This is a genomic window from Bradyrhizobium xenonodulans (assembly GCF_027594865.1).
Lineage (GTDB): Bacteria > Pseudomonadota > Alphaproteobacteria > Rhizobiales > Xanthobacteraceae > Bradyrhizobium > Bradyrhizobium xenonodulans.
Genome location: NZ_CP089391.1, coordinates 5,754,929 through 5,773,324 on the forward strand (window position 1 = coordinate 5,754,929; position 18,396 = coordinate 5,773,324).

Genomic DNA, 18,396 nt, shown 5'->3' on the forward strand with positions numbered 1-18,396 from the left:
TCATGCTCCCGCTTCGGTGAATGGAGCAACTTCCGATACGTAGCGGCGGCCGAACGCGCTGATCAGCCCGCTGGCGTCGCCCTGAGCCTGGAGTGTGCGGATGCGGCGCAAATGACGATGCACCGGGACGTCCCAGGTAAAACCCATGCCGCCATGGATCTGCAACGCGCCTTCGCTGATCGAGCTGCCATAGGTCGCTGCTGCCAGAAACGCGGCATCGCGCTGAACCGGACCGCCGTCCCCGGACAGGCTGCGCGTGATCGCGTGACGGATGCTTTCAAGTCCCAGCTTCTGGCGCGCCAGCGCGTGACGGATGGCCTGGTTAAAGGACAGAGCGTGGCCGAACTGGCGGCGCGTCGAGGCATGCTCCTGCGCCAGCGACAGGCAGGCTTCGGCCGATCCCAGGATGGCCGCAGCGCGAAGCACGTTAGCATCGGAGCCGAGCGTGTCCCATGTGTCCGCCGGCAGGATGGAGCCAATCGGAATCTCGACCCTCTGGAGCCGCACCGCGTGCTCCGGCGTCGTCAGGTCGAGGCCGGCTGCTTCCTCCACCACAACACCTTCGGCATTGGTCGGGATCAATGCCGCGGCGCCGTCGCTCATCCGCACCAGGATATAGTCGACGGTCGCTGCGCAAGGCGCGCGCGCCACCGTTCCGCTCAGCAGCAGCACCCCGCCGTCCCGTTCGGCGACGGCCTCGCCCTGCCATGCGATCGTGGCCAATGTCTTGCCGGAGACGACCGCAGCGGCCAGCCGCGTCAGCGATGACTGGAGCAGGCGGCCGACGAGAATGGTCTCCAGGAGCGGAAAGGCGAGCAATCCCGAATGAGCGGCCGCAATCACCGGCACCGCAAAGCCGAGCGGCAGGGCAAGTCCCCCCACCTCCTCGTCCGCGACGACGCCGAGCAGACCGTCACCGGCGAGATTTTGCGCCTGTTCGCGCACATCCAGACCCGCGCATGCGGTCACTGCGCGTGCAGCGGTTGCCGCGAACTCGTCGGGTTGAAGTCCTTCACCGGCCATGGTCATCATAGTCCTCTTCGAAAACTGCTGCTCACTAGGCGAGATACCCGCCGTCGACGGGCAGGATGACGCCGTTGACATAGGACGCCATCGCCGAGGCGAGAAAGATCACCGGCCCTGCGATCTCGTCCGGCTGGCCCACGCGCTTCAACGGGGTCCGCCCCATCAGACCGGACAGCCTCGCCGGGTTATCGCGCGTGCTCTCGCTCATCTCGGTCGCAATGATGCCGGGCGCGACGGCGTTGACCCGGATGCCGTCAGGCGCGAGATCGCGGGCGAGCGCCTGCGTGAACAGCCTCACCGCCCCCTTGGACGGCGAATAGCCGAGCGCACCATTCATGCCGCCAAAGGCCGCGACCGACGCCACGTTGATGATGCACCCCCGCGACTTGCGCAGCGCGGGAATAAAGGCATGAACCACGTTGAAGGTGCCGTTGACGTTGACGTCGAATACCTGGCGCCAATTCTCGTGCGCGCGCGGGCTGTCGATCGGCTCCCGAATGATGATTCCGGCATTGTTGACGATGACGTCGGCGGAGCCGAATTCCTGATCGACCCGCTTCGCCATCTCGGTACACGCCGCAGCGTCGGTCACGTCGAGCGCGTAGGCGATCGCCTCCCGGCCTCCGGCTCGTATTTCGCCTGCGGTGACCTCCGCCCGTTCCTGCCGCAGATCGGCCACGGCGACTCTTGCCCCCGCGGAGGCAACCCCCAGCGCGATGGCGCGTCCGATCCCCTGCCCCGCGCCCGTCACCATGACGAGACGATCGTGCAACAGACCCGCGGCCTCACCCTGGGCGGCCATTATTTGCCCCTCGATAGCTGGAGAATCCGGTCAGCGATGATGCCGAGCTGGATCTCGGTCGTGCCGGCATAGATCGTTTCGGCGCGCGCCTGAAGGTAGATCGCCTCGAAGCGCCGCCGTGCCACCTTGATCGCCGGGCTCTGCGGCAACGACGCCTGTTGGAGCAGCTCCAGGGCAAGTGCGGCAAAGCGCTGATGCGACTCGCTCCAGTACAGTTTCGCCAGACTGCCGCGCGCCCCGATCTTGTCGCCGCTCGCGAGCGCTTCGACGGCGGTCTCGACATGCGCCTTCAACACCTCGATCTCGACCGCGACCTCACCGAGCCTGACGGCGTAATGCCGGTCCGCGACCATCCCGGACAGCACCGGGTCCGTTTTGCTCGCCGAAATCAGATGGCGCAGCTCGTTCTCGAACCGCCAGGCGCGATACATGCGATTGGTCGCGCGCTCGATCTCCAGCACGCGGATCGCCGCGGCCCAGCCCTCATCGGGCGCACCGATCGCATCCAGCTGCGCGACCTCGACGTCGTCAAAGAAAACCTCGCAGAAGCTCTCACGACCGTCGATCGATTTGATCGTGCGCACGCGCACGCCCTTCGCATCGAGCGGCACCGCGAACATGGCAAGGCCACGATGCCGGTCCTCCAGCTGACCGGTGCGGGCGAGCACCAGGCAGCGCTGCGCCCGGTAGGCGCCGCTGGTCCAGATCTTCTGGCCGTTGATCCGCCAGTCGTCACCGCTCCGCGTGGCGCGCGTGCGAAGCCCGGCGAGATCGGAGCCGGCTTCGGGCTCGGAGAATCCCTGACACCAGATATTGCGCATATCGAGGATCGCGGGCAGGAAGCGCCGCTTCTGCTCCTCGGTGCCGACTGCCAGAATGATGGGGCCCGCGAGCTCCTTGCCGATCGAGTTGACGCTCTCCGGCATCGCCAGCGCCCCGATCTCCTGATTGGCGATGAGATGCTCGCGCAAGCTGCGGCCATGCCCGCCATAGGCCTGCGGCCAGGTAATTCCGGTCAGGCCGGCGCGATACATCGCGGCTTCCCAGGCGACGGATTGCGGCAGCGTCGGCGGCGCGAATGCGGCGCTGTCGCTGCGGAAACTGGCAGGAAGACTGGCATGCAGCCAGCGATGCATCGCATCGCGATAGGCCTCGCCCGTCAGGTTCTCACCCGCGACGGTTTGCGTCGATACCGCTTCAACTACACTCATCGCCTGCTTCCTGCTTTCGCCATACGTACCGAGACGTGCTGCCCTCACTGCGACTTGAGAAGATCGCAGGCGCTCTCCGAGGCCGGCCGCCAAGCATCCTCGGGCGCGATCGTGCCGGTGATCTCGTAATAGTCGTAGGTGTATTTCGACTCCGCCGGCGTCTTGATCCGCGCGACATAGAGCGGGCGCATCACCTGGCCGTCGGCCCTGATCGCGACATTCGTCATCTCGAAATCGTTGATCGGCGTGCTCTTCATCTGCCGCATCACGGCATCGCCGTCGTCCGAGCCCGCGGAGGCCACGGCCTTCAGATAATGCGTAATGGCGCTGTAGGTGGCCGCCTTGCCTTCGTTGAGGAGTTGACCGTTGGTCGCCTCGGCATAGCGCTTGGCAAAGGCCCGGCTCTCCGGCGTCATGTCCCAGTAGAAGGGCGTCGTCAGCCGCACGTTCTGGAGATCCTTGAGACCAATTCCGTGGGTCTGACTGATCATGAGGCCGAGCGGGACGAGGAGTTGCTTCTTGGTCAGCCCGAACTCCTGCGCCTGCTTGATCGCATTGGCGAAATCCGCGCCCGAATTGGCGAGCGCAATCGCCTTGGCACCGCTCGCCTGTGCCGTCAGCAGGAACGAGGAGAGGTCCGACGAATTCAGCGGATGCAGCACCGAGCCCACCACCTTGCCGCCGCCCGCTTCGATAAACTTGGTCGCATCCGCCTGCCAGGCCTTGCCGAAGGCATAGTCCACCGTCAGGAAGAACCAGCTGTCGATGCCCTGCGCGAGCAGCGCCTTCACCGTGGCCTTTGGCTGGGCATAGGTGTCGACCACCCATTGCGTGGTCATCGGCGAGCATTTGTCGTTGGTGAAGAACGAGCCCGCCGTGCCGGCCAGCAGATAGGGCTTCTTGCGGTTCTTCATGATGTCCTGCACCGCGAGCGCGATCGACGACGCCGAGCAGCCGACGATGGCATCGACCCCTTCATTGTCGAGCCAGCGCAGCGCGATGGCGACGCCGACGTCGGGCTTGTTCTGGTCGTCGGCGATCACGAGCTCGATCTTCTTGCCATTGACCGTGCCGCCGACGTCGCCGACCGCGAGCTTGGCGGCTGCGACCGAACCGAGGCCGCAATTGTCGGCGTAGGGACCGTTCTGGTCGTTCATGATGCCGATCTTGACGACATCGCCGGAGATGCCCTGTGCGGACAGCGGCGCATTCGTGAGCAGCAAGGCAATCATGCCGAGCGCAGTGACCGTCGTTCTCTTCACCGTTTCCTCCTGCTTTTGCGCATTTCCTCTGGGCCGGCTTATGCGGCCTCTTGTGGTTTGAATCAGTGTCGTGCCTGCTTGCCCTGCGGGATCAGCAGCGCGTCGAGCGCCACGGCCCCCTCGCCTTCGACCCGCAACAACAGCGGGTTGATGTCTATCTCCGCGATCGTGTCGGCATGCGCAGCGGCAAAGCGCGACAATGCGGCTACGGCGCGCGCTGCGGCGTCGAGATCGGCGCGCGGCCGGCCGCGCGCGCCGTCGAGCACCGCGAACGCCTTGAGCGATTTCAGCATCGCCATGGCCTGCGCTTCGCTGACCGGCGCCATCTGCACGGCGGAGTCCTGGAGGATCTCCGCGAAGATGCCGCCAAGGCCGACCATCACCACCGGTCCGAACACGGGATCGATGCGGCTGCCGAGGATCAGTTCGGCGACGCCCTTGGCCATGGGCGCCACGATCACGCCGTCGATCGCCGCGTGCGGTGCCCTGGTGGCGACGCGATCACGCATCTGGGCATAGGCGCGCCGGACTTCGGCTTCCGAACCTACGCCCACGACCACGCCGCCGGCCTCTGTCTTGTGCGGCAGATCGGGCGAGGCGATCTTCAGCACCACGGGATAGCCGATCTCGGTGGCGGCGCGCGCCGCCGCGTCCGCGTCGTGCACGAGACGCTCGGCCAGGACCGGGACACCGGCATCGGCAAGCGCGCGCTTGGCGCCGAGCTCATGGCGGAATGCGTCGGCTGCAAGCGGCTGGGCCCGCTCGACCGCCGCGGGAACGTCCTGCGGATGCTTCGACACGGCCTGCAACCGCACCAGCGCCGCGACGGTCGCGCAACAGCCATCAAAACTTTCCACCGTCGGAAAGCCCAGCGCGTGCAGCTCGGCCAGCGCGTCCTCCGGACCGTCGACGCACAGGATGACGGGACGATGGGGGAATTGCGCGCGGATGTTGCGCAGCGTGTCCATATAGATGGAGCGCAGACGCGGCAGATGCAGCGAGAACGGCAGCGGCAGGATCACCGTGTCGGTGCGCTCGTCCGCGACGACGGCGGACATGATCTTCGCCAGCAGATCGGGACGGCTCGACATCTGCGCCGTGGCGTCGACGGGATTGCGCGCCGACGCAAACGGCACCAGCTCCAGAATCTGGCGCTGCGTCTGCTGTCCAAGCTCCGGCAACGTCAGCCCGACCGATTGTGCGGCATCCGCGAGCAGCACGCCGAAGCCACCCGACGCCGTGAGGATCGCGATGCCCGGCCCCTTCGGCAGCCGGTCCGGCAGCAGGATCGATGCGGCATGACCGAGATCGATGAGCTCATCGATGCTGCGGACGCGCACCGCGCCGCAGCGGGCGAACAGCGCATCGAACACCGCATCCGATCCTGCCATTGCCCCGGTGTGCGAGGCCGCAGCGGCCTGGCCTGCCGCCGACGTCCCGATCTTCATGGCGATGACGGGCTTGCCGGCATCACGCGCCTCCTCCAGCGCCGAGATCAGGCGGCCGGCGTCGCGGCAGGCCTCGAGGCAGCACAGGATCACCTTGGTGGCGGGATCGCGCGCCATCCAGGCGATGCCGTCGGCAATGTCGATGTCGCACTCGTTGCCTGTGGTGATGAAGCGGCTGATGCCAACGCCGCGCTCGCTGGCGAGGCGCATGGTGTAGCTGCCGAGATTGCCGCTCTGCGACACGATGCCGAGCGCGCCGGCCGCCGGCATGCTGTGCTCGAGCACGATCGAGAATGTCGCGATGCTCTTCTCGGCAATGCTGACGGCGCCGAGGCAATTTGGCCCGAGCAACCGCATGCCGCCGTTGCGCGCGGCCAGTCGCAACCGCTCTTGCATCGCACGCCCCTGCTCGCCGAGCTCGGCAAAGCCGGACGAGAACACGACGACGCTGCGGACGCCGCGAGCGGCGCACTGCTCCACGGCCTCGCTTGCGCGCTCCGCGTCGACCGCGATGATCGCGAGATCCGGGGCCTCCGGAAGGTCAGCGACGGAGGCGTAGGCCTTCAGGCCCTGCACCAATGCGGCCTTCGGATTGACCGGGTAGATGTGGCCCGAATAGCCGTGCCGGCGCAGCAGATCGACGGGCCGGCCGCCGATCTTGGTCGCCTCCTGCGAGGCGCCGATGATCGCGATCGAGCGCGGCGACATCAGCGCGTCGAGACCTTCTCCCGGCCGCATCTCAGCGCCCCTTGAACACCGGCGTGCGCTTTTCCAGGAACGCCATCCGCGCTTCCTTGGCGTCCTCCGTCTTGGACAGCGCCATGGTGATGTTCTGCTCGAAGCGGTAGGCGTCGCGCGGCGGCATCAGCTCGACCATGTTCGCCGCGTTCTTGGCGTATTCCATCGCGATCGGGCTCTTCGAGGCGATCTCCCGGGCGATCTTCATGGCCTCGGGGATCAGGTTTTCCTTGGTCGTGCAGGCCTCGATGATGCCGAGGCGGTAGAGCTCGGCGGCCGGCACGCGATAGCCGGTGAAGAACATGCGGCGCATCAGCGAGCGGCCGAACAACGTGTTCAGCATGGCCGCGCCGCCGGCGAGCCCGACGTTGATCTCGGGCATGCCGAAGACGGCTTCCTCGCAGGCGTAGAAAATATCGCAGGAGGCCATCAGGCCGACGCCCGCCCCCAGCGCAACGCCGTTGATTGCCGCGATGACGGGCTTCGAACATTCGCGGATGCAGTTGCCGGTCTCGCGCGTGATCCGGTTGTGGCTGTGGAACGCGCCGATCTTGGCCGGGTCCGGACGATCCTTCAAGTCCGCGCCGCTGCAGAACACCTTTCCGGCGCCGGTCAGGATCGCGACCCTGACGTCGCTGCGCTCGGAAATCTCGTCGAACACCGCCACGATGCGGTCGCGCATCGCGCGATCGAGCGCGTTCACCGGAGGGCGGTTCAGCGTCACCAGCGCGATGTGATCGGACACTTCGAGTGTGACGATATCTCCTGACATGCTTTCCTCCTGGGCTTCTGTCTTGCTTGTTACGCCTGACCGATCGGTCAGCTTTCCGTGCTGATAGCACCAACGATGTCGGCTTGCAATATCCTGCTGATGCCCTATTGACCGACCGATCGGTCAGCCGATAGCTTCGCGGACAATCAAAGAACGACGTTGAGGAGGACTCGCATGCCCAGGATCAGCCGACGCCAGGCCACGACTCTGATCGCCGGCGCCCTCGCCACCCCGCTCGGCGCGCCCGCGATCGTGAGAGCGCGCGCGCAGACGATCTTCATCATCGTGCCCTATGCGCCCGGCGGCTCGATCGACAGCCTGATGCGCTCAATCGCGAAGGCCATGGCGGAAACCCTCGACCAGCCGGTCCTGGTCGACAACAAGCCGGGCGCCAACGGCATCGTCGGATCGCAATATGTGGCGCGCGCGCCGAAGGACGGTTCGGTCCTGCTGGCCGGCGGCACCGGCCCGATCTCGCTGAACGTCCTGCTCCGCAAGAACCTGCCCTACAAGCTCGAGGATTTCGCCTCCGTCGCCATGCTCTGCAACGGGCCGCTGTCGCTGACCGTGAACGCGCGGACGCCCGCCACTGACGTGAAAAGCTTCGTCGCTTACGCCAAGGGGCGCGACAAGCCGTTGTTCTACGCCACGCTGGGCCCGGGCAGCGTCACGCATTTGTTCGGCATCATGATGGGCAAGTCGATGGGGTTTGCCGTCACCGAGGTTGCCTATCGCAACAATCCGGCCTCCTTCATGGAGACGCTGTCGGGCGAATGCGACCTCAACTTCGCGACGCCCGCCGCCGTCATGGAGCACGCGCGCGGCGGTCAGCTCCGCATCCTCGCGGTCTCCTCGGACAAGCGCATGGCTACTCTTCCCGAGATACCGACGCTGGCCGAATCCGGCTATCCCGACCTGACGGCATCATTCTGGACTGCGCTTCATGCACCCGCGGGCACGCCGCGCGATGCCATCGCGCGGCTGAACGCGGCCGCCAACGCCGCGATGCAGAAGCCCGAGATCGCAAAGCAGCTCGAGACCGACGGCCTGATGATCGATACCGGCGCACCGGAACGGCTCGATGCCCAATTGACCAAGGACGCCGCACTCTGGGGCCCGGTGATCAAGGCGCAAAACATCGTTTTGGAATGAGGTGCGGCTGCCCGCCGGTCAGCGCGACTTGCGCCGGCCGGCGCGCGGCGGCTCAGCCCCCGGAAGTTCGACCAGTTCGCCGCTTCGCAGCCCGTTGAAAATCATGTCGAAGAAGATGTCCGCGATCTGCTCGGGCGTTGCGGACTTGTTGGGATTGTACCAGCGATGCATCCAGTTGAGCGAGGAGAGGATCAGCCGCCCGGTCATGGGAACATCGACCTTGCGGATCTCGCCGGCATCGATGGCCTCCTGGATCAGGCCGCGGAGAAAATTCTCGAAACGGTCGCGGCGCGTCAGCCGTTCCTTGTGCCGCTGTCGGTCGGGATCGTTCCAGAACGCCGTTGTGGAAGCGATCCAGGCCCAGCGGTAGCGCCGGAAGTACTCCGCCGTGGCGACCATGAACGCGCGGATCTTCTGCGACGGCGACCCGTCGGGGATGCGGTCTCGGACGAACAGATAAAGCTCGAGCGTCGAGCCGACCGCCACGCGCGCGTAGATCTCGTCCTTGTTGGAGAAATGATGATAGAGCAGCGACTTGGAGATGCCGCAGGCGAGCGCGATGTCTCGCATCGAGGTTCCCTCGAATCCCTTGCTGGCGAACAGGCGCCCCGCTTCGGCGAGGATCTGAAGCACGCGGTCCGAGGCCTCGGCCTGGTTCGCAACGCCATCCTTCATCGTTGACAGTTCAGTCATGCACTCCGCAATCCATCCGCCCAGTTGGGCACCAACCCGAGGGCCTTTAGAATGAACCTAGATTTTCACCGACCGATCGGTCAAGCCCGGCGATCCCGGTGCGAACAACCATGAGCGCGATCCGGATCACGCGCATCGGAGCGACAAAGGACCAGCTCGGCGAGAGCCCGGTGTGGGATGAGCGCCGACAGCGCCTCCATTGGATCGACGCACTGGCCGGATCGATCCACACGCTCGATCCCGTCACCGGCGCGGCCGAGCAGTTCAGCGTGCCCGCACCGATCGGCTCGCTGGCGCTGCAAGGCGATGGCGGCGCCATCCTGGCCCTGCGCCATGGATTTGCCCGCTACGATTTCGACAGGCGCGCGCTGACGCAAGGTCCGTCGATCGGGCTCGACCACCCGAAAGTGCGATTGAACGACGGCAAGGCCGATCCCCATGGACGTTTCGTGGCGGGCACGATGCACGGCGACCGCGCGCCGGACGAGGCGCCGCTCGGCGGCCTCTATCGCCTGGATGCATCAGGCGCGGTGGAACTGCTGGAGACGGACCTCGCAGTCAGCAACGGCCCGTGCTTCAGCCCGGACGGACGGACGTTCTATCTCGCGGACAGCGCCAGACGGATCATCTGGGCCTATGACTACAGTCGGGACGGCCCGCTTCTGAACAAGCGCGTCTTCGCCGATACGGAGGCGCAAGCCTCCGGCTGCGACGGCGCAACGGTCGACGCAGAAGGCTACCTTTGGTCCGTTCTCGTGCGCATCGGCAAGATCGCGCGGTTTGCGCCGGACGGCACGATCGTGCGGACGATCGAGATGCCGATCCGTCATCCGACCAGCGTGACATTCGGCGGGCCCGATCTCGACGTGCTGTACGTGACGTCGATTTCGCGCAGCCACGCCCTCGCGGACGACCATCCGGATGCAGGCGGATTGTTCGCCGTCGAAGGCCTCGGCGTTCGCGGGCTGCCGGCGCACCGGTTCGGCTCGGACTGACCTTCGGCTACTGCGCCGACCTCTTGATCTGCCTTGGCACGTTCTCCACCATATAGTCGACGAAGACCCTGATCTTCTCCGGCAAATAGCTGCTCTGGAGGAACGCTGCATAAATCCCTTCGTCGAAGGTGGAGTTCGTCACCCGGAAACCCGGCAGCAGGCGGACCAGGCGCCCGCTCTTCAACTCCTCCGCCACGGTGTAGTCGTCCAGCAGCGCGATCCCTTGCCCGTTGACGGCGAGATTGCACAGCACCACGCCGTTGTTGCTGGCGAAGGACGACGGCACGACGATCTCGCGTAGCCTGTTTATGCGCATGAATTTCCAGACGACGTCATCCGGGCCCATCCAGTAGGTCAGGCAGTTGTGGCGCGTGATGTCCTCCGGCGCGCGCAGCTTCGGCATCCGTCCGACATAGTCGGGCGAGGCCACGAGAATCCGCTCGCTCCGCAGCAGCCGTCGCTGCATCAGGCCGGGATCCTTCGGCGCCTGGATCTGGAAGTCGACGTCGAACTCGTCTTCGCGGAGCTGGGCGTGCCGCTCGGACAGGCGCAGTTCCACCTTCAGCTCCGGATAGAGCTTCTGAAAGCCGGGTATCAGCGGCGAGAGCACCTTGATGCCGAACAGCGTCCGCGAGTGCACCCGCAGGGTGCCGCGCGGCGCGGTCTGGAGCGCGAGCGCCGCGGCTTCGGCATCCTCGATGCCGTGCAGCACCTGCTCGGTCCGCTGGAAGAAGATCTTGCCGGCGTCGGTCAAGCCGAGATGGCGCGTGCTGCGGTTCAGGAGCTGCACGCCAAGCTGCGCCTCGAGCTCCCCGACATAGCGCGACACCGATGCCGGCGAGAGCCCGACGCGGCGTCCGGCCGCGGAAAAGCTGCCCTCGCGGACGGCGCTCACGAACAATTCCATGGCCTGGAGGCGGTTCATCGATCTTTTCAGTTTCTGCAAAGGACATGCTCAGAATACGTCAATTGTTCGAAAAAGCTCAAGGCCCTAGCCTGATGACAACGCGTCGCAAGAGCGACCGATTCAGTGGAGGACGCAACCGATGGAATTCGGCGTATTCATTCTGGCGCAGCAGCGCGGCTATCATCAGACCTCGCAGCAGGTCATCAACAACGCCGTCGAGCAGACGGTGGCCGCCGAGCACGCCGGCTTCGATACGGCCTGGTATGCCGAGCACCATTTCAACAATTACAGCCTGTGCCCCTCGCCGCTGATGATGGTGGCGCATTGCGCCGGCCTGACCAGGCGCATCCGCCTCGGCACGGCCGTCTGCGTGCTGCCGCTGTACAATCCGGCGCGGCTGCTCGGCGAGATCGGCTTTGCCGATACGGTCTCGAACGGCCGCCTCGATCTCGGCATCGGCTCGGGCTACCAGAAATTCGAGTTCGACCGCTTCGGCGTCGACCTCGATCATTCGCACGCATTGTTCGCCGAATTCTACGACGTGCTCCAGGCCGGCATGCGCGAGCGCATCTTCTCCTATTCCGGCGAGCACCTGAAGATGCCGCCGACCGCGATCGCCGTGCGCACGGTGCAGACGCCAATGCCGCCGATCTGGGTGACCTCCGGCCACGGCGAGACGCTCGGCCGCGCCATTCGCGACAATCACAATCTGTTCGTGACCGCGCTGCTGAACGGCCTCGACGCCATCAAGGCGCTACGCGAACGCCTCGAGGAGATCGCGGCCAAGGAAGGCCGCTCGATCGACGACACGCATTTCGGCTTCCTGCGCTGCGCCTATGCCAGCGACAATGACAGCGAGATCCAGTCGTATCTGGACAATGCGCGCTTCCAGCGCCGGCTCTCCGAAAGCCTGAAGTTCCGCCGTGCCCAGAGCGATGACGGCTACCTCATCAAGGAAGAGGCCGGGCCGAACGACATGAGCCTCGAGACGATGCGGAGCAATTTGCCCGTCGGCAGCGTCAATCAGGTGATCGACCGCATGCTGGAGGAGATCAGCATTCTCAAGCCGACCCACATCGCGCTTCAGACCCAACTCGGCGATTTCGATCAGCGCACGATGCTGCGCCAGATCGAGCTGTGGGGCAGCAGGATCATTCCCGCGATCCGGAAAGAGCTGAAGTCCGGTCGGGGCAAGGTCGCAGGCGAAGCGGTTTCGGCGTAAGCGCAACCGGCGAGGAGCGAGGTCCGGAGGTACGTCATGGGATGTCAGATGTCTCAAATGACCGATGTCCGCTCGGTCGAGGCCGCGGAGTTTCGGCTGGCCATGCGCAACCTCGCGAGCGGCGTCGCGATCGTGGCGACGGGATCGGAGAACGCACGGCGTGGATTGACGGTCAGCTCCGTCACCTCGCTGTGCATGGAGCCGCCCTGCCTGCTCGTCGGCATCAATGCGAGTTCCGAGACACACGGTGCCATGCTCGCCAACGGCCGCTTCGGGATCAGTCTCCTGGGCAAGGGGCAGGAGGAGTTGGCGTTGCGTTTCGCCGGCGGCGCCAAGGGCGTCGACCGCTTCGCGACGGCACCCTGGGAGCAAGGCGTGCTCGACGTGCCGCTGCTGGAGCCTTCGATCGGCGCACTGGAATGCGTGCTGCATCATCACCAGATGGTCGGCACGCACGGTCTCTTCATCGGCAGGATCGTGGCCACCCGCGGCGGCAATGGCGATCCTCTCGTCAATTTCCAAGGCGCGCTGCGGGCCTTGCCGCAGGCGTAGCCGTCACCAACAGGCCGAAATCGCAGAGAGGAGTGCCGTTGTGATCATCGAATGCCTGGACGGCGGCGTTGTCCGCCTGGCTGAACCGTTCGACTTCCGCCGGTTCAAGCTGGTGCTGCGTGCCGATGCCCGCCCCGAAGCGCAGAGCTGGAACGGGATCACGCTTCTTGACCATCGTGATGCCCTTGTCGCGATCGACCTGGTCCCGACCCTGGCGGGCCGCCCCGACGATGCGGACTGGGATCAGCGCTACGCGGAGATGGTGGCCAAGGCCCGTGAGCATGGCTGGATCGACGCCGAGCGACACGCGATCCGGGCTCATATCGAACGAACGCCGTAGGAGCTGCCGATTTGAAACCAGCAAGCCGGCTTGACGCCCAAGGGTCTACCGACGGCTGGCGAGCGCCCTCATCCGACCTTGGTCCATATGTTGCCGGCTTTCGAAGATGTTACAGCTGCCTCGATGAAGCGCATGCCGGCCAAGCCGTCCTGTACGGTCGGATAGATCGTTCCGGGATCGGGCGAAGCGCCCGTCCGCGCCGCGCGAATTGCCCGCGCAGCTTCGGCATAGATTGTGGCAAAGCCCTCAAGATACCCTTCGGGGTGTCCACCCGGCAGACGGGAGACGCGGGCAGCTTCAGGCTGAGCCCCGGCGCCGGCGCGAGTGAGCAGCTGCTTCGGCTGGCCGAAGCGGGTGAACCACAGATAGTTCGGGTCTTCCTGGGTCCATTCCAATCCGCCCTTGGTGCCGTAGATGCGCAGCTTGAGGGCGTTCTCGTTGCCGACTGCCACCTGGCTTGCCCACAGCAGGCCACGCGCGCCGCCCTTGTAGCGCAACATGATCTGGACGTGGTCGTCGAGCAGGCGGCCGGGCACGAAGGTGGTGAGCTGCGCCAGGATTGCTTCAGTCTCCAGTCCGGTGACGAATGCAGCGAGATTGTAGGCGTGTGTTCCGATATCGCCGATGCAGCCGCCGGCTCCCGAACGCTTTGGATCCGTGCGCCACTCGGCCTGCTTGCTTCCCGAAAGCTCGGCGCGCTCGGTAAGCCAGTCTTGCGGATATTCGACCTGCACGACGCGGACGTCACCCAATTCACCTTTGCCGATCATGGCGCGTGCCTGCCGCACCATCGGATAACCAGTGTAATTGTGAGTGAGGACGAACACCTTCCCGCTGCTTTCCACGAGATCGACCAGCCGTTCCGCCTCCGCCACCGTGGTCGTCATCGGCTTGTCGCAGATCACATGGATGCCAGCCTCGAGGAAAGCGCGCGCAGCGGGCGCGTGCACGTGGTTTGGCGTCACGATCGACACCGCCTCGATCCCGTCGGGGCGCGCGGCCTCGGCCCTCGCCATCTCCTCGAACGATCCGTAGGATCTTTCCGCAGCGATGCCGAGTTCCACGGCCGACGCCTTCGCCCGGGCGGGATCTGAAGACAGCGCGCCCGCGACCAGTTCGAACTGCCCGTCGATCCGTGCTGCTATGCGATGAACGGCACCGATAAATGCGCCCTGACCGCCGCCCACCATCCCAAGTCTGACACGGCCGCTCGTGCTGTCGGACCCGCTTGCTCCAATCGCCATGCGAACCTCCTACGCCAGTCCGAGCATTTTGCGGTTCGCTAATTCGTCGGCGCCCGCCCCGGCAAAGTCGTCGAAGGCGCGCTCGGTAACGCGGATGATGTGATGTTTGATGAACTCAGCGCCTTCGCGCGCACCGTCCTCGGGGTGCTTGAGCGCGCATTCCCACTCCAGCACCGCCCAGCTGTCGAAATCATAGGCCGTCAGTTTGGAGAAGATGCCGCCGAAATCGACCTGCCCGTCGCCCAGCGAGCGAAACCGGCCCGCTCGATTCACCCAACTCTGGAAACCACCATAAACGCCTTGTCGGCCCGTGGGATTGAATTCCGCATCCTTGACGTGGAAGGCTTTTATGCGCTCGTGATAGATGTCGATGTAATCGAGATAATCGAGCTGTTGGAGCAGGAGGTGCGACGGATCGTACAGCAGGTTCGCCCGCGGGTGGCTCTTCACCCGTTCGAGGAACATCTCGTAGCTGACGCCGTCATGCAGGTCCTCGCCTGGATGAATCTCGTAGCAGAGGTCGACGCCGTTCTCGTCGGCATGGTCCAGCAGCGGGGTCCAGCGTCTTGCCAACTCGTCGAACGCCGCTTCGACAAGGCCGGCCGGCCGCTGCGGCCACGGATAGATATAGGGCCATGCCAAGGCGCCGGAAAAGGTTGCATGCGCTTTCAGGCCGAGATGTTTCGATGCTCTCAGCGCGCGCATCACCTGGTCGATCGCCCATTCGGTACGTGCCGATGGGTTACCGCGCACTTCCGGCGCCGCAAAGCCATCGAAGGCAGCATCATAGGCAGGGTGGACCGCGACGAGCTGTCCCTGGAGATGAGTGGAGAGTTCGGTGATCGCCAGACCGTGACGTGCCGCGACTCCGCTGATCTCGTCGCAATAGGTCTTTGAATCGGACGCCCTCTTCAGATCGAACAGGCGCGCGTCCCAAGTCGGGATCTGTACACCCTTGTAGCCGAGTGACGACGCCCATTTGCAGATCGCGTCAAGGGAGTTGAACGGAGGCGCATCCCCGGCGAACTGCGCCAGGAAAATGGCTGGGCCCTTCATCGACTTCATGAGTTTTCTCCCGAATGTCCCATAACGTTTACATACGTAGAGCCGCCCGTCGGCTTACGATGCCGTCGAGCGACTTCCGCTGCCGCTCGCCACGATCACGCTACCAGAAAGTTTTTTTGAGGCGGCGCGCTCATTTCGAGAACTCGAAGCTACGGCAGATTGTCCCGCAGGAAAATGTCAATGCGGATGCGTTCCTGGTCGGGGCTGATCGGCTCGCCCGAACAATGCGCGAGCAGGATGCGCGCCGCAGACCGTGCCTCGTGCCCTGGATCCTGGTTGATGATGGCATCGAGCGTGCCGCGGACCAGGAACCGCCGCGTGTGCTGGGTGAGCTCGTGAGTGATCCAGACCACCTCGCGTGCGCGGCCAGAGGCCTCGAGCGCATCGGCGATGCCGCGGTTTCCGGCGCCACAGCAGTAGATGCCGCGAAGATCGGCATGGTGCGCGAGCAGCGCGGCGGTGAGCTTCCGCGTACGCTCGCTGTCGTCGCGGCCTTCGATGACCGGGAGCGCGACCAGGGTTGGATATTCGCTGGACAGGATCTGGTGGAAGCCGAACTGCCGCTCGGTATGATCGCGCAGCGACAACGATCCCGCGATCACGGCGACCGTCCCCTCGCGCCCGGCCAGGAAACGTCCCATCAGCGTCGACGCGGTCCGTCCCGCGGCCGGGTTGTCGATGCCGACATAGTGCAGGCGGCGCGAACTTGGCGCGTCCGACACCAGCGTGACCACGGCGACCCCGCGCGCGGTGAGCTCGTCGATTGCGGCCCGCACCCTGGGATGGTCCAGCGCGATGACGGCGACGCCCTGATAGGCCGGCGACAGGTTTTCGAGCGCGCCTGCCAGCACATCCGGATCGAACACGTCGACATGGAGGATATCGATGAAGCCGCGTTGGCCGGCGAGCCACTCCGCGGTGCGCTGGACCTGTTCGGTCAAATTGGTCATGAAGCTGTTGCTGCCGGTCGGCAGCACGAAGGCGAAGCGAAAACTCTGCCCGCGCGCCAGCCGGGCGGCCGCCACGTCCGCGCGGTAGCCGAGCTTGGCGACGGCGGCCTCGACACGCGCAACCGTCTTGGCGCGGACGCCCTCGCGCCGGTTGACGACGCGATCGACGGTCGCAAGCGAAACGCCCGCCGCACGCGCGACGTCCTCGAGCGTGGCGCGAACAGCCGGCTGCATCGCGCCAGCCGTCATTCGCGCGCCGCCCACAGCATGCCGCGGGTCATCAACGTCCGGATCTCGGGCACGTCGAGTTCGTAGGCACGGTGGCCGAGCGAGGAATAGAACACCCTGCCAGCGCCGTAACGCTTCTTCCAGACCACCGGCATCACCACGCCGTCGATCCAGGGCGCGTGCTCGCCCGTGAAGGTGGTCGTCGCCAAGACCTCGTTGGCGGGGTCAACATGCATGTAGTACTGCTCGGAACGATGCTCGAAACTCTTCAGGCCCTGCATGATGGGGTCATCCGGCTTGGTCAAGTCGACCGTGTAATCGATGATGTTGCCGGGATGCGCCACCCACTGTCCGCCGCACATGAACTGGTAGTCGACGGAATCGCGGAACGCATCGCACATCCCGCCATGGTGACCGGCGAGCCCGACGCCACCACGCACCGCCGCGCAGAGGTTGAGCGCGTCCGCCTTCTCGATCTTCGACATCGTGTAGATCGGGATGATCAGCGACAGATCATGGATCGCCGGATCGCCGAATGCTTCTGTCGTCGTCTCGATCCGGACCTCAAAGCCTTCCGCCTTCAGCCAGCCGCGGATCATCGAAGCGCACAAATCGGGATCGTGTCCCGGCCAGCCGCCCCACACAATTAATGCCTTGCGCATGGTCATTCCCTCAGTCGACCTGTCCGGTTTCATGTCCGGCCGGCAGCATCGCCGGCCGCTCGACGCGGTTCTCGATCTTGACGCGCCGCCCTTCGTCGGCGGAGATCTGGAACGCCTCCATCACCTCCAGCACGTGGAAGGCGAGCGCGCCGCTGGCGCGATGCGGGCGGTTGTTCAGGATCGCGGAGGCCATGTCGGCGACACCAATGGAGCGGAACTCGCCTTCGACATGACCGTGCGTCAACGGCACCGTCTCAAATTCACCGCCGGTCTTCGCAACCTGCACCTCGCCGCCGAAGCGGTTCGGGTCCGGCACCAGCATGCTGCCCCTGTCGCCATAGATCTCGATCGGCGCGTGCCGGTGCTTCGGCACGTCAAAGCTCATCGCGATCGAGACCACCGCCCCGCTCTCGAACTCCAGCGTGCCCGCGACATGGGTCGGCACCTCGACCGGGATCAGCGCGCCGTTCATCGGCTGGCTGGTGACGATGCGCTCCGACCTCGGTCGCGCGGTCGAGCCCATGACGCTGGCGACCGGGCCGAGCAACTGCACGAGATCGGTAATGTAATACGGCCCCATGTCGAGCATTGGTCCGCCGCCGCGCAGATAATAGAAGCCGGGCGCCGGATGCCAGCGCTCATGCCCGGGGCAGCCGAAGAAGGCGCTACCGGCGACCGGCGTGCCGATCGCGCCGTCGTCGATCAGCTTACGTGCGGTCTGATGCCCGCCGCCGAGGAAGGTGTCAGGCGCGCTGCCGACGCGCAAATTCTTCTGCGCGGCAAGATCCATGACCTTGCGCGCTTCGGCGACGTTGATGCCGAGCGGCTTCTCGGAATGTACGTGCTTGCCGGCGTTCAGCACCGCGAGACTGACGTCGGTGTGGGCGAGCGGGACGGTGAGATTGACGACGATCTCGACGTCGTCGCGTTTGAGCAGCTGATCGACCCGCATCGCTGGCAGCCCGAAGGCGGCGCCCTGCCGCTCCGCCACATCGCTGCGCATGTCGGCAAGCGCTCTCACCTCCATGACCGGGAAGCGCTGCGCTGCCTTGAGATAGGCGGTGCTGATCACACCGCAGCCGATGATTCCGACGCCGACTTTTCTCATCGTATTCTCCGTGAAGTCC

Annotated in this window: 18 protein-coding genes; 5 read left to right on the plus strand and 13 right to left on the minus strand. The window is 65.3% G+C overall.

The genetic code is table 11. The features are described 5' to 3' along the window. The 6 genes from I3J27_RS27415 to I3J27_RS27440 all read right to left on the minus strand — a co-directional run bounded on the left by I3J27_RS27415 (position 1) and on the right by I3J27_RS27440 (position 7,259). Positions 1-1,032: an acyl-CoA dehydrogenase family protein gene (locus tag I3J27_RS27415; RefSeq protein WP_270162003.1), complete on the minus strand. Its 1,032-nt coding sequence runs from the start codon at positions 1,030-1,032 to the stop codon at positions 1-3. Between the two features lie 25 nt (positions 1,033-1,057). Further along, on the minus strand, positions 1,058-1,828 hold the full coding sequence (locus I3J27_RS27420) for an SDR family NAD(P)-dependent oxidoreductase (protein WP_270162004.1): 771 nt from the start codon (positions 1,826-1,828) through the stop codon (positions 1,058-1,060). After that, positions 1,828-3,039 carry an acyl-CoA dehydrogenase gene (locus tag I3J27_RS27425; protein WP_270162005.1) on the minus strand — a complete coding sequence of 404 codons (1,212 nt, stop codon included), beginning with the start codon at positions 3,037-3,039 and terminating at the stop codon, positions 1,828-1,830. The genes I3J27_RS27420 and I3J27_RS27425 overlap by 1 nt, the downstream gene beginning before the upstream one ends. A gap of 44 nt (positions 3,040-3,083) precedes the next feature. Then, positions 3,084-4,301 (minus strand): ABC transporter substrate-binding protein, encoded by a 1,218-nt coding sequence (locus I3J27_RS27430; protein ID WP_270162006.1) that lies wholly within the window; start codon positions 4,299-4,301, stop codon positions 3,084-3,086. 62 nt (positions 4,302-4,363) lie between these two features. After that, on the minus strand, positions 4,364-6,487 hold the full coding sequence (locus I3J27_RS27435) for an acetate--CoA ligase family protein (protein WP_270162007.1): 2,124 nt from the start codon (positions 6,485-6,487) through the stop codon (positions 4,364-4,366). 1 nt (position 6,488) lies between these two features. Next, positions 6,489-7,259, minus strand: coding sequence for an enoyl-CoA hydratase/isomerase family protein (locus I3J27_RS27440; protein ID WP_247410571.1), 771 nt, complete (start codon positions 7,257-7,259; stop codon positions 6,489-6,491). 174 nt (positions 7,260-7,433) lie between these two features. Here I3J27_RS27440 and I3J27_RS27445 point away from each other — a divergent pair, with 174 nt between their 5' ends. After that, complete coding sequence (locus tag I3J27_RS27445) at positions 7,434-8,411, plus strand: tripartite tricarboxylate transporter substrate binding protein (protein ID WP_270162008.1); 978 nt, start codon at positions 7,434-7,436, stop codon at positions 8,409-8,411. 18 nt (positions 8,412-8,429) lie between these two features. Here I3J27_RS27445 and I3J27_RS27450 read toward each other — a convergent pair whose 3' ends face one another. After that, entirely contained in the window at positions 8,430-9,104 is a 675-nt protein-coding gene (locus I3J27_RS27450) for a TetR/AcrR family transcriptional regulator (protein WP_270162009.1), read from the minus strand. 110 nt (positions 9,105-9,214) lie between these two features. Here I3J27_RS27450 and I3J27_RS27455 point away from each other — a divergent pair, with 110 nt between their 5' ends. Then, entirely contained in the window at positions 9,215-10,099 is an 885-nt protein-coding gene (locus I3J27_RS27455; RefSeq protein ID WP_270162010.1) for an SMP-30/gluconolactonase/LRE family protein, read from the plus strand. A gap of 7 nt (positions 10,100-10,106) precedes the next feature. Here the strand turns inward: I3J27_RS27455 and I3J27_RS27460 are convergent, their stop codons facing one another. Further along, positions 10,107-11,024 carry a LysR family transcriptional regulator gene (locus I3J27_RS27460; RefSeq protein WP_270162011.1) on the minus strand — a complete coding sequence of 306 codons (918 nt, stop codon included), beginning with the start codon at positions 11,022-11,024 and terminating at the stop codon, positions 10,107-10,109. A gap of 121 nt (positions 11,025-11,145) precedes the next feature. Here I3J27_RS27460 and I3J27_RS27465 point away from each other — a divergent pair, with 121 nt between their 5' ends. Genes I3J27_RS27465 through I3J27_RS27475 form a run of 3 tightly spaced genes read left to right on the plus strand, consistent with a single transcriptional unit; the run spans position 11,146 to position 13,120 of the window. Beyond that, entirely contained in the window at positions 11,146-12,228 is a 1,083-nt protein-coding gene (locus I3J27_RS27465) for an LLM class flavin-dependent oxidoreductase (RefSeq protein ID WP_270162012.1), read from the plus strand. Positions 12,229-12,276: 48 nt separating this feature from the next. Next, positions 12,277-12,780, plus strand: a complete 504-nt coding sequence (locus tag I3J27_RS27470) for a flavin reductase family protein (RefSeq protein WP_270162013.1) — start codon at positions 12,277-12,279, stop codon at positions 12,778-12,780. A 40-nt stretch (positions 12,781-12,820) separates the two neighbouring features. Next, on the plus strand, positions 12,821-13,120 hold the full coding sequence (locus I3J27_RS27475; protein WP_270162014.1) for a hypothetical protein: 300 nt from the start codon (positions 12,821-12,823) through the stop codon (positions 13,118-13,120). Between the two features lie 68 nt (positions 13,121-13,188). Here the strand turns inward: I3J27_RS27475 and I3J27_RS27480 are convergent, their stop codons facing one another. The 5 genes from I3J27_RS27480 to I3J27_RS27500 form a co-directional block, all read right to left on the minus strand. Further along, on the minus strand, positions 13,189-14,364 hold the full coding sequence (locus I3J27_RS27480; protein WP_270162015.1) for a Gfo/Idh/MocA family protein: 1,176 nt from the start codon (positions 14,362-14,364) through the stop codon (positions 13,189-13,191). Between the two features lie 9 nt (positions 14,365-14,373). Then, positions 14,374-15,429, minus strand: coding sequence for a sugar phosphate isomerase/epimerase family protein (locus I3J27_RS27485; protein ID WP_270162016.1), 1,056 nt, complete (start codon positions 15,427-15,429; stop codon positions 14,374-14,376). Between the two features lie 149 nt (positions 15,430-15,578). After that, on the minus strand, positions 15,579-16,628 hold the full coding sequence (locus I3J27_RS27490; RefSeq protein WP_270162017.1) for a LacI family DNA-binding transcriptional regulator: 1,050 nt from the start codon (positions 16,626-16,628) through the stop codon (positions 15,579-15,581). Further along, positions 16,625-17,269, minus strand: coding sequence for a ThuA domain-containing protein (locus tag I3J27_RS27495; protein WP_270172898.1), 645 nt, complete (start codon positions 17,267-17,269; stop codon positions 16,625-16,627). The genes I3J27_RS27490 and I3J27_RS27495 overlap by 4 nt, the downstream gene beginning before the upstream one ends. 10 nt (positions 17,270-17,279) lie before the next feature. After that, a complete protein-coding gene (locus I3J27_RS27500; RefSeq protein ID WP_270162018.1) occupies positions 17,280-18,377 on the minus strand; it encodes a Gfo/Idh/MocA family protein in 1,098 nt (365 codons plus the stop codon). Positions 18,378-18,396: the final 19 nt, after the last annotated feature.

Excerpts from the sequence above, each read along its gene's own strand:
- I3J27_RS27490 (WP_270162017.1), bottom strand. The coding sequence starts at position 16,628 with ATGACGGCTGGCGCGATGCAGCCGGCTGTTCGCGCCACGCTCGAGGAC.
- I3J27_RS27440 (WP_247410571.1), bottom strand. The coding sequence starts at position 7,259 with ATGTCAGGAGATATCGTCACACTCGAAGTGTCCGATCACATCGCGCTG.
- I3J27_RS27420 (WP_270162004.1), bottom strand. The coding sequence starts at position 1,828 with ATGGCCGCCCAGGGTGAGGCCGCGGGTCTGTTGCACGATCGTCTCGTC.
- I3J27_RS27455 (WP_270162010.1), top strand. The coding sequence starts at position 9,215 with ATGAGCGCGATCCGGATCACGCGCATCGGAGCGACAAAGGACCAGCTC.
- I3J27_RS27450 (WP_270162009.1), bottom strand. The coding sequence starts at position 9,104 with ATGACTGAACTGTCAACGATGAAGGATGGCGTTGCGAACCAGGCCGAG.
- I3J27_RS27470 (WP_270162013.1), top strand. The coding sequence starts at position 12,277 with ATGTCTCAAATGACCGATGTCCGCTCGGTCGAGGCCGCGGAGTTTCGG.
- I3J27_RS27435 (WP_270162007.1), bottom strand. The coding sequence starts at position 6,487 with ATGCGGCCGGGAGAAGGTCTCGACGCGCTGATGTCGCCGCGCTCGATC.
- I3J27_RS27425 (WP_270162005.1), bottom strand. The coding sequence starts at position 3,039 with ATGAGTGTAGTTGAAGCGGTATCGACGCAAACCGTCGCGGGTGAGAAC.
- I3J27_RS27495 (WP_270172898.1), bottom strand. The coding sequence starts at position 17,269 with ATGCGCAAGGCATTAATTGTGTGGGGCGGCTGGCCGGGACACGATCCC.
- I3J27_RS27415 (WP_270162003.1), bottom strand. The coding sequence starts at position 1,032 with ATGATGACCATGGCCGGTGAAGGACTTCAACCCGACGAGTTCGCGGCA.
- I3J27_RS27460 (WP_270162011.1), bottom strand. The coding sequence starts at position 11,024 with ATGAACCGCCTCCAGGCCATGGAATTGTTCGTGAGCGCCGTCCGCGAG.
- I3J27_RS27485 (WP_270162016.1), bottom strand. The coding sequence starts at position 15,429 with ATGAAGTCGATGAAGGGCCCAGCCATTTTCCTGGCGCAGTTCGCCGGG.
- I3J27_RS27445 (WP_270162008.1), top strand. The coding sequence starts at position 7,434 with ATGCCCAGGATCAGCCGACGCCAGGCCACGACTCTGATCGCCGGCGCC.
- I3J27_RS27480 (WP_270162015.1), bottom strand. The coding sequence starts at position 14,364 with ATGGCGATTGGAGCAAGCGGGTCCGACAGCACGAGCGGCCGTGTCAGA.
- I3J27_RS27465 (WP_270162012.1), top strand. The coding sequence starts at position 11,146 with ATGGAATTCGGCGTATTCATTCTGGCGCAGCAGCGCGGCTATCATCAG.
- I3J27_RS27500 (WP_270162018.1), bottom strand. The coding sequence starts at position 18,377 with ATGAGAAAAGTCGGCGTCGGAATCATCGGCTGCGGTGTGATCAGCACC.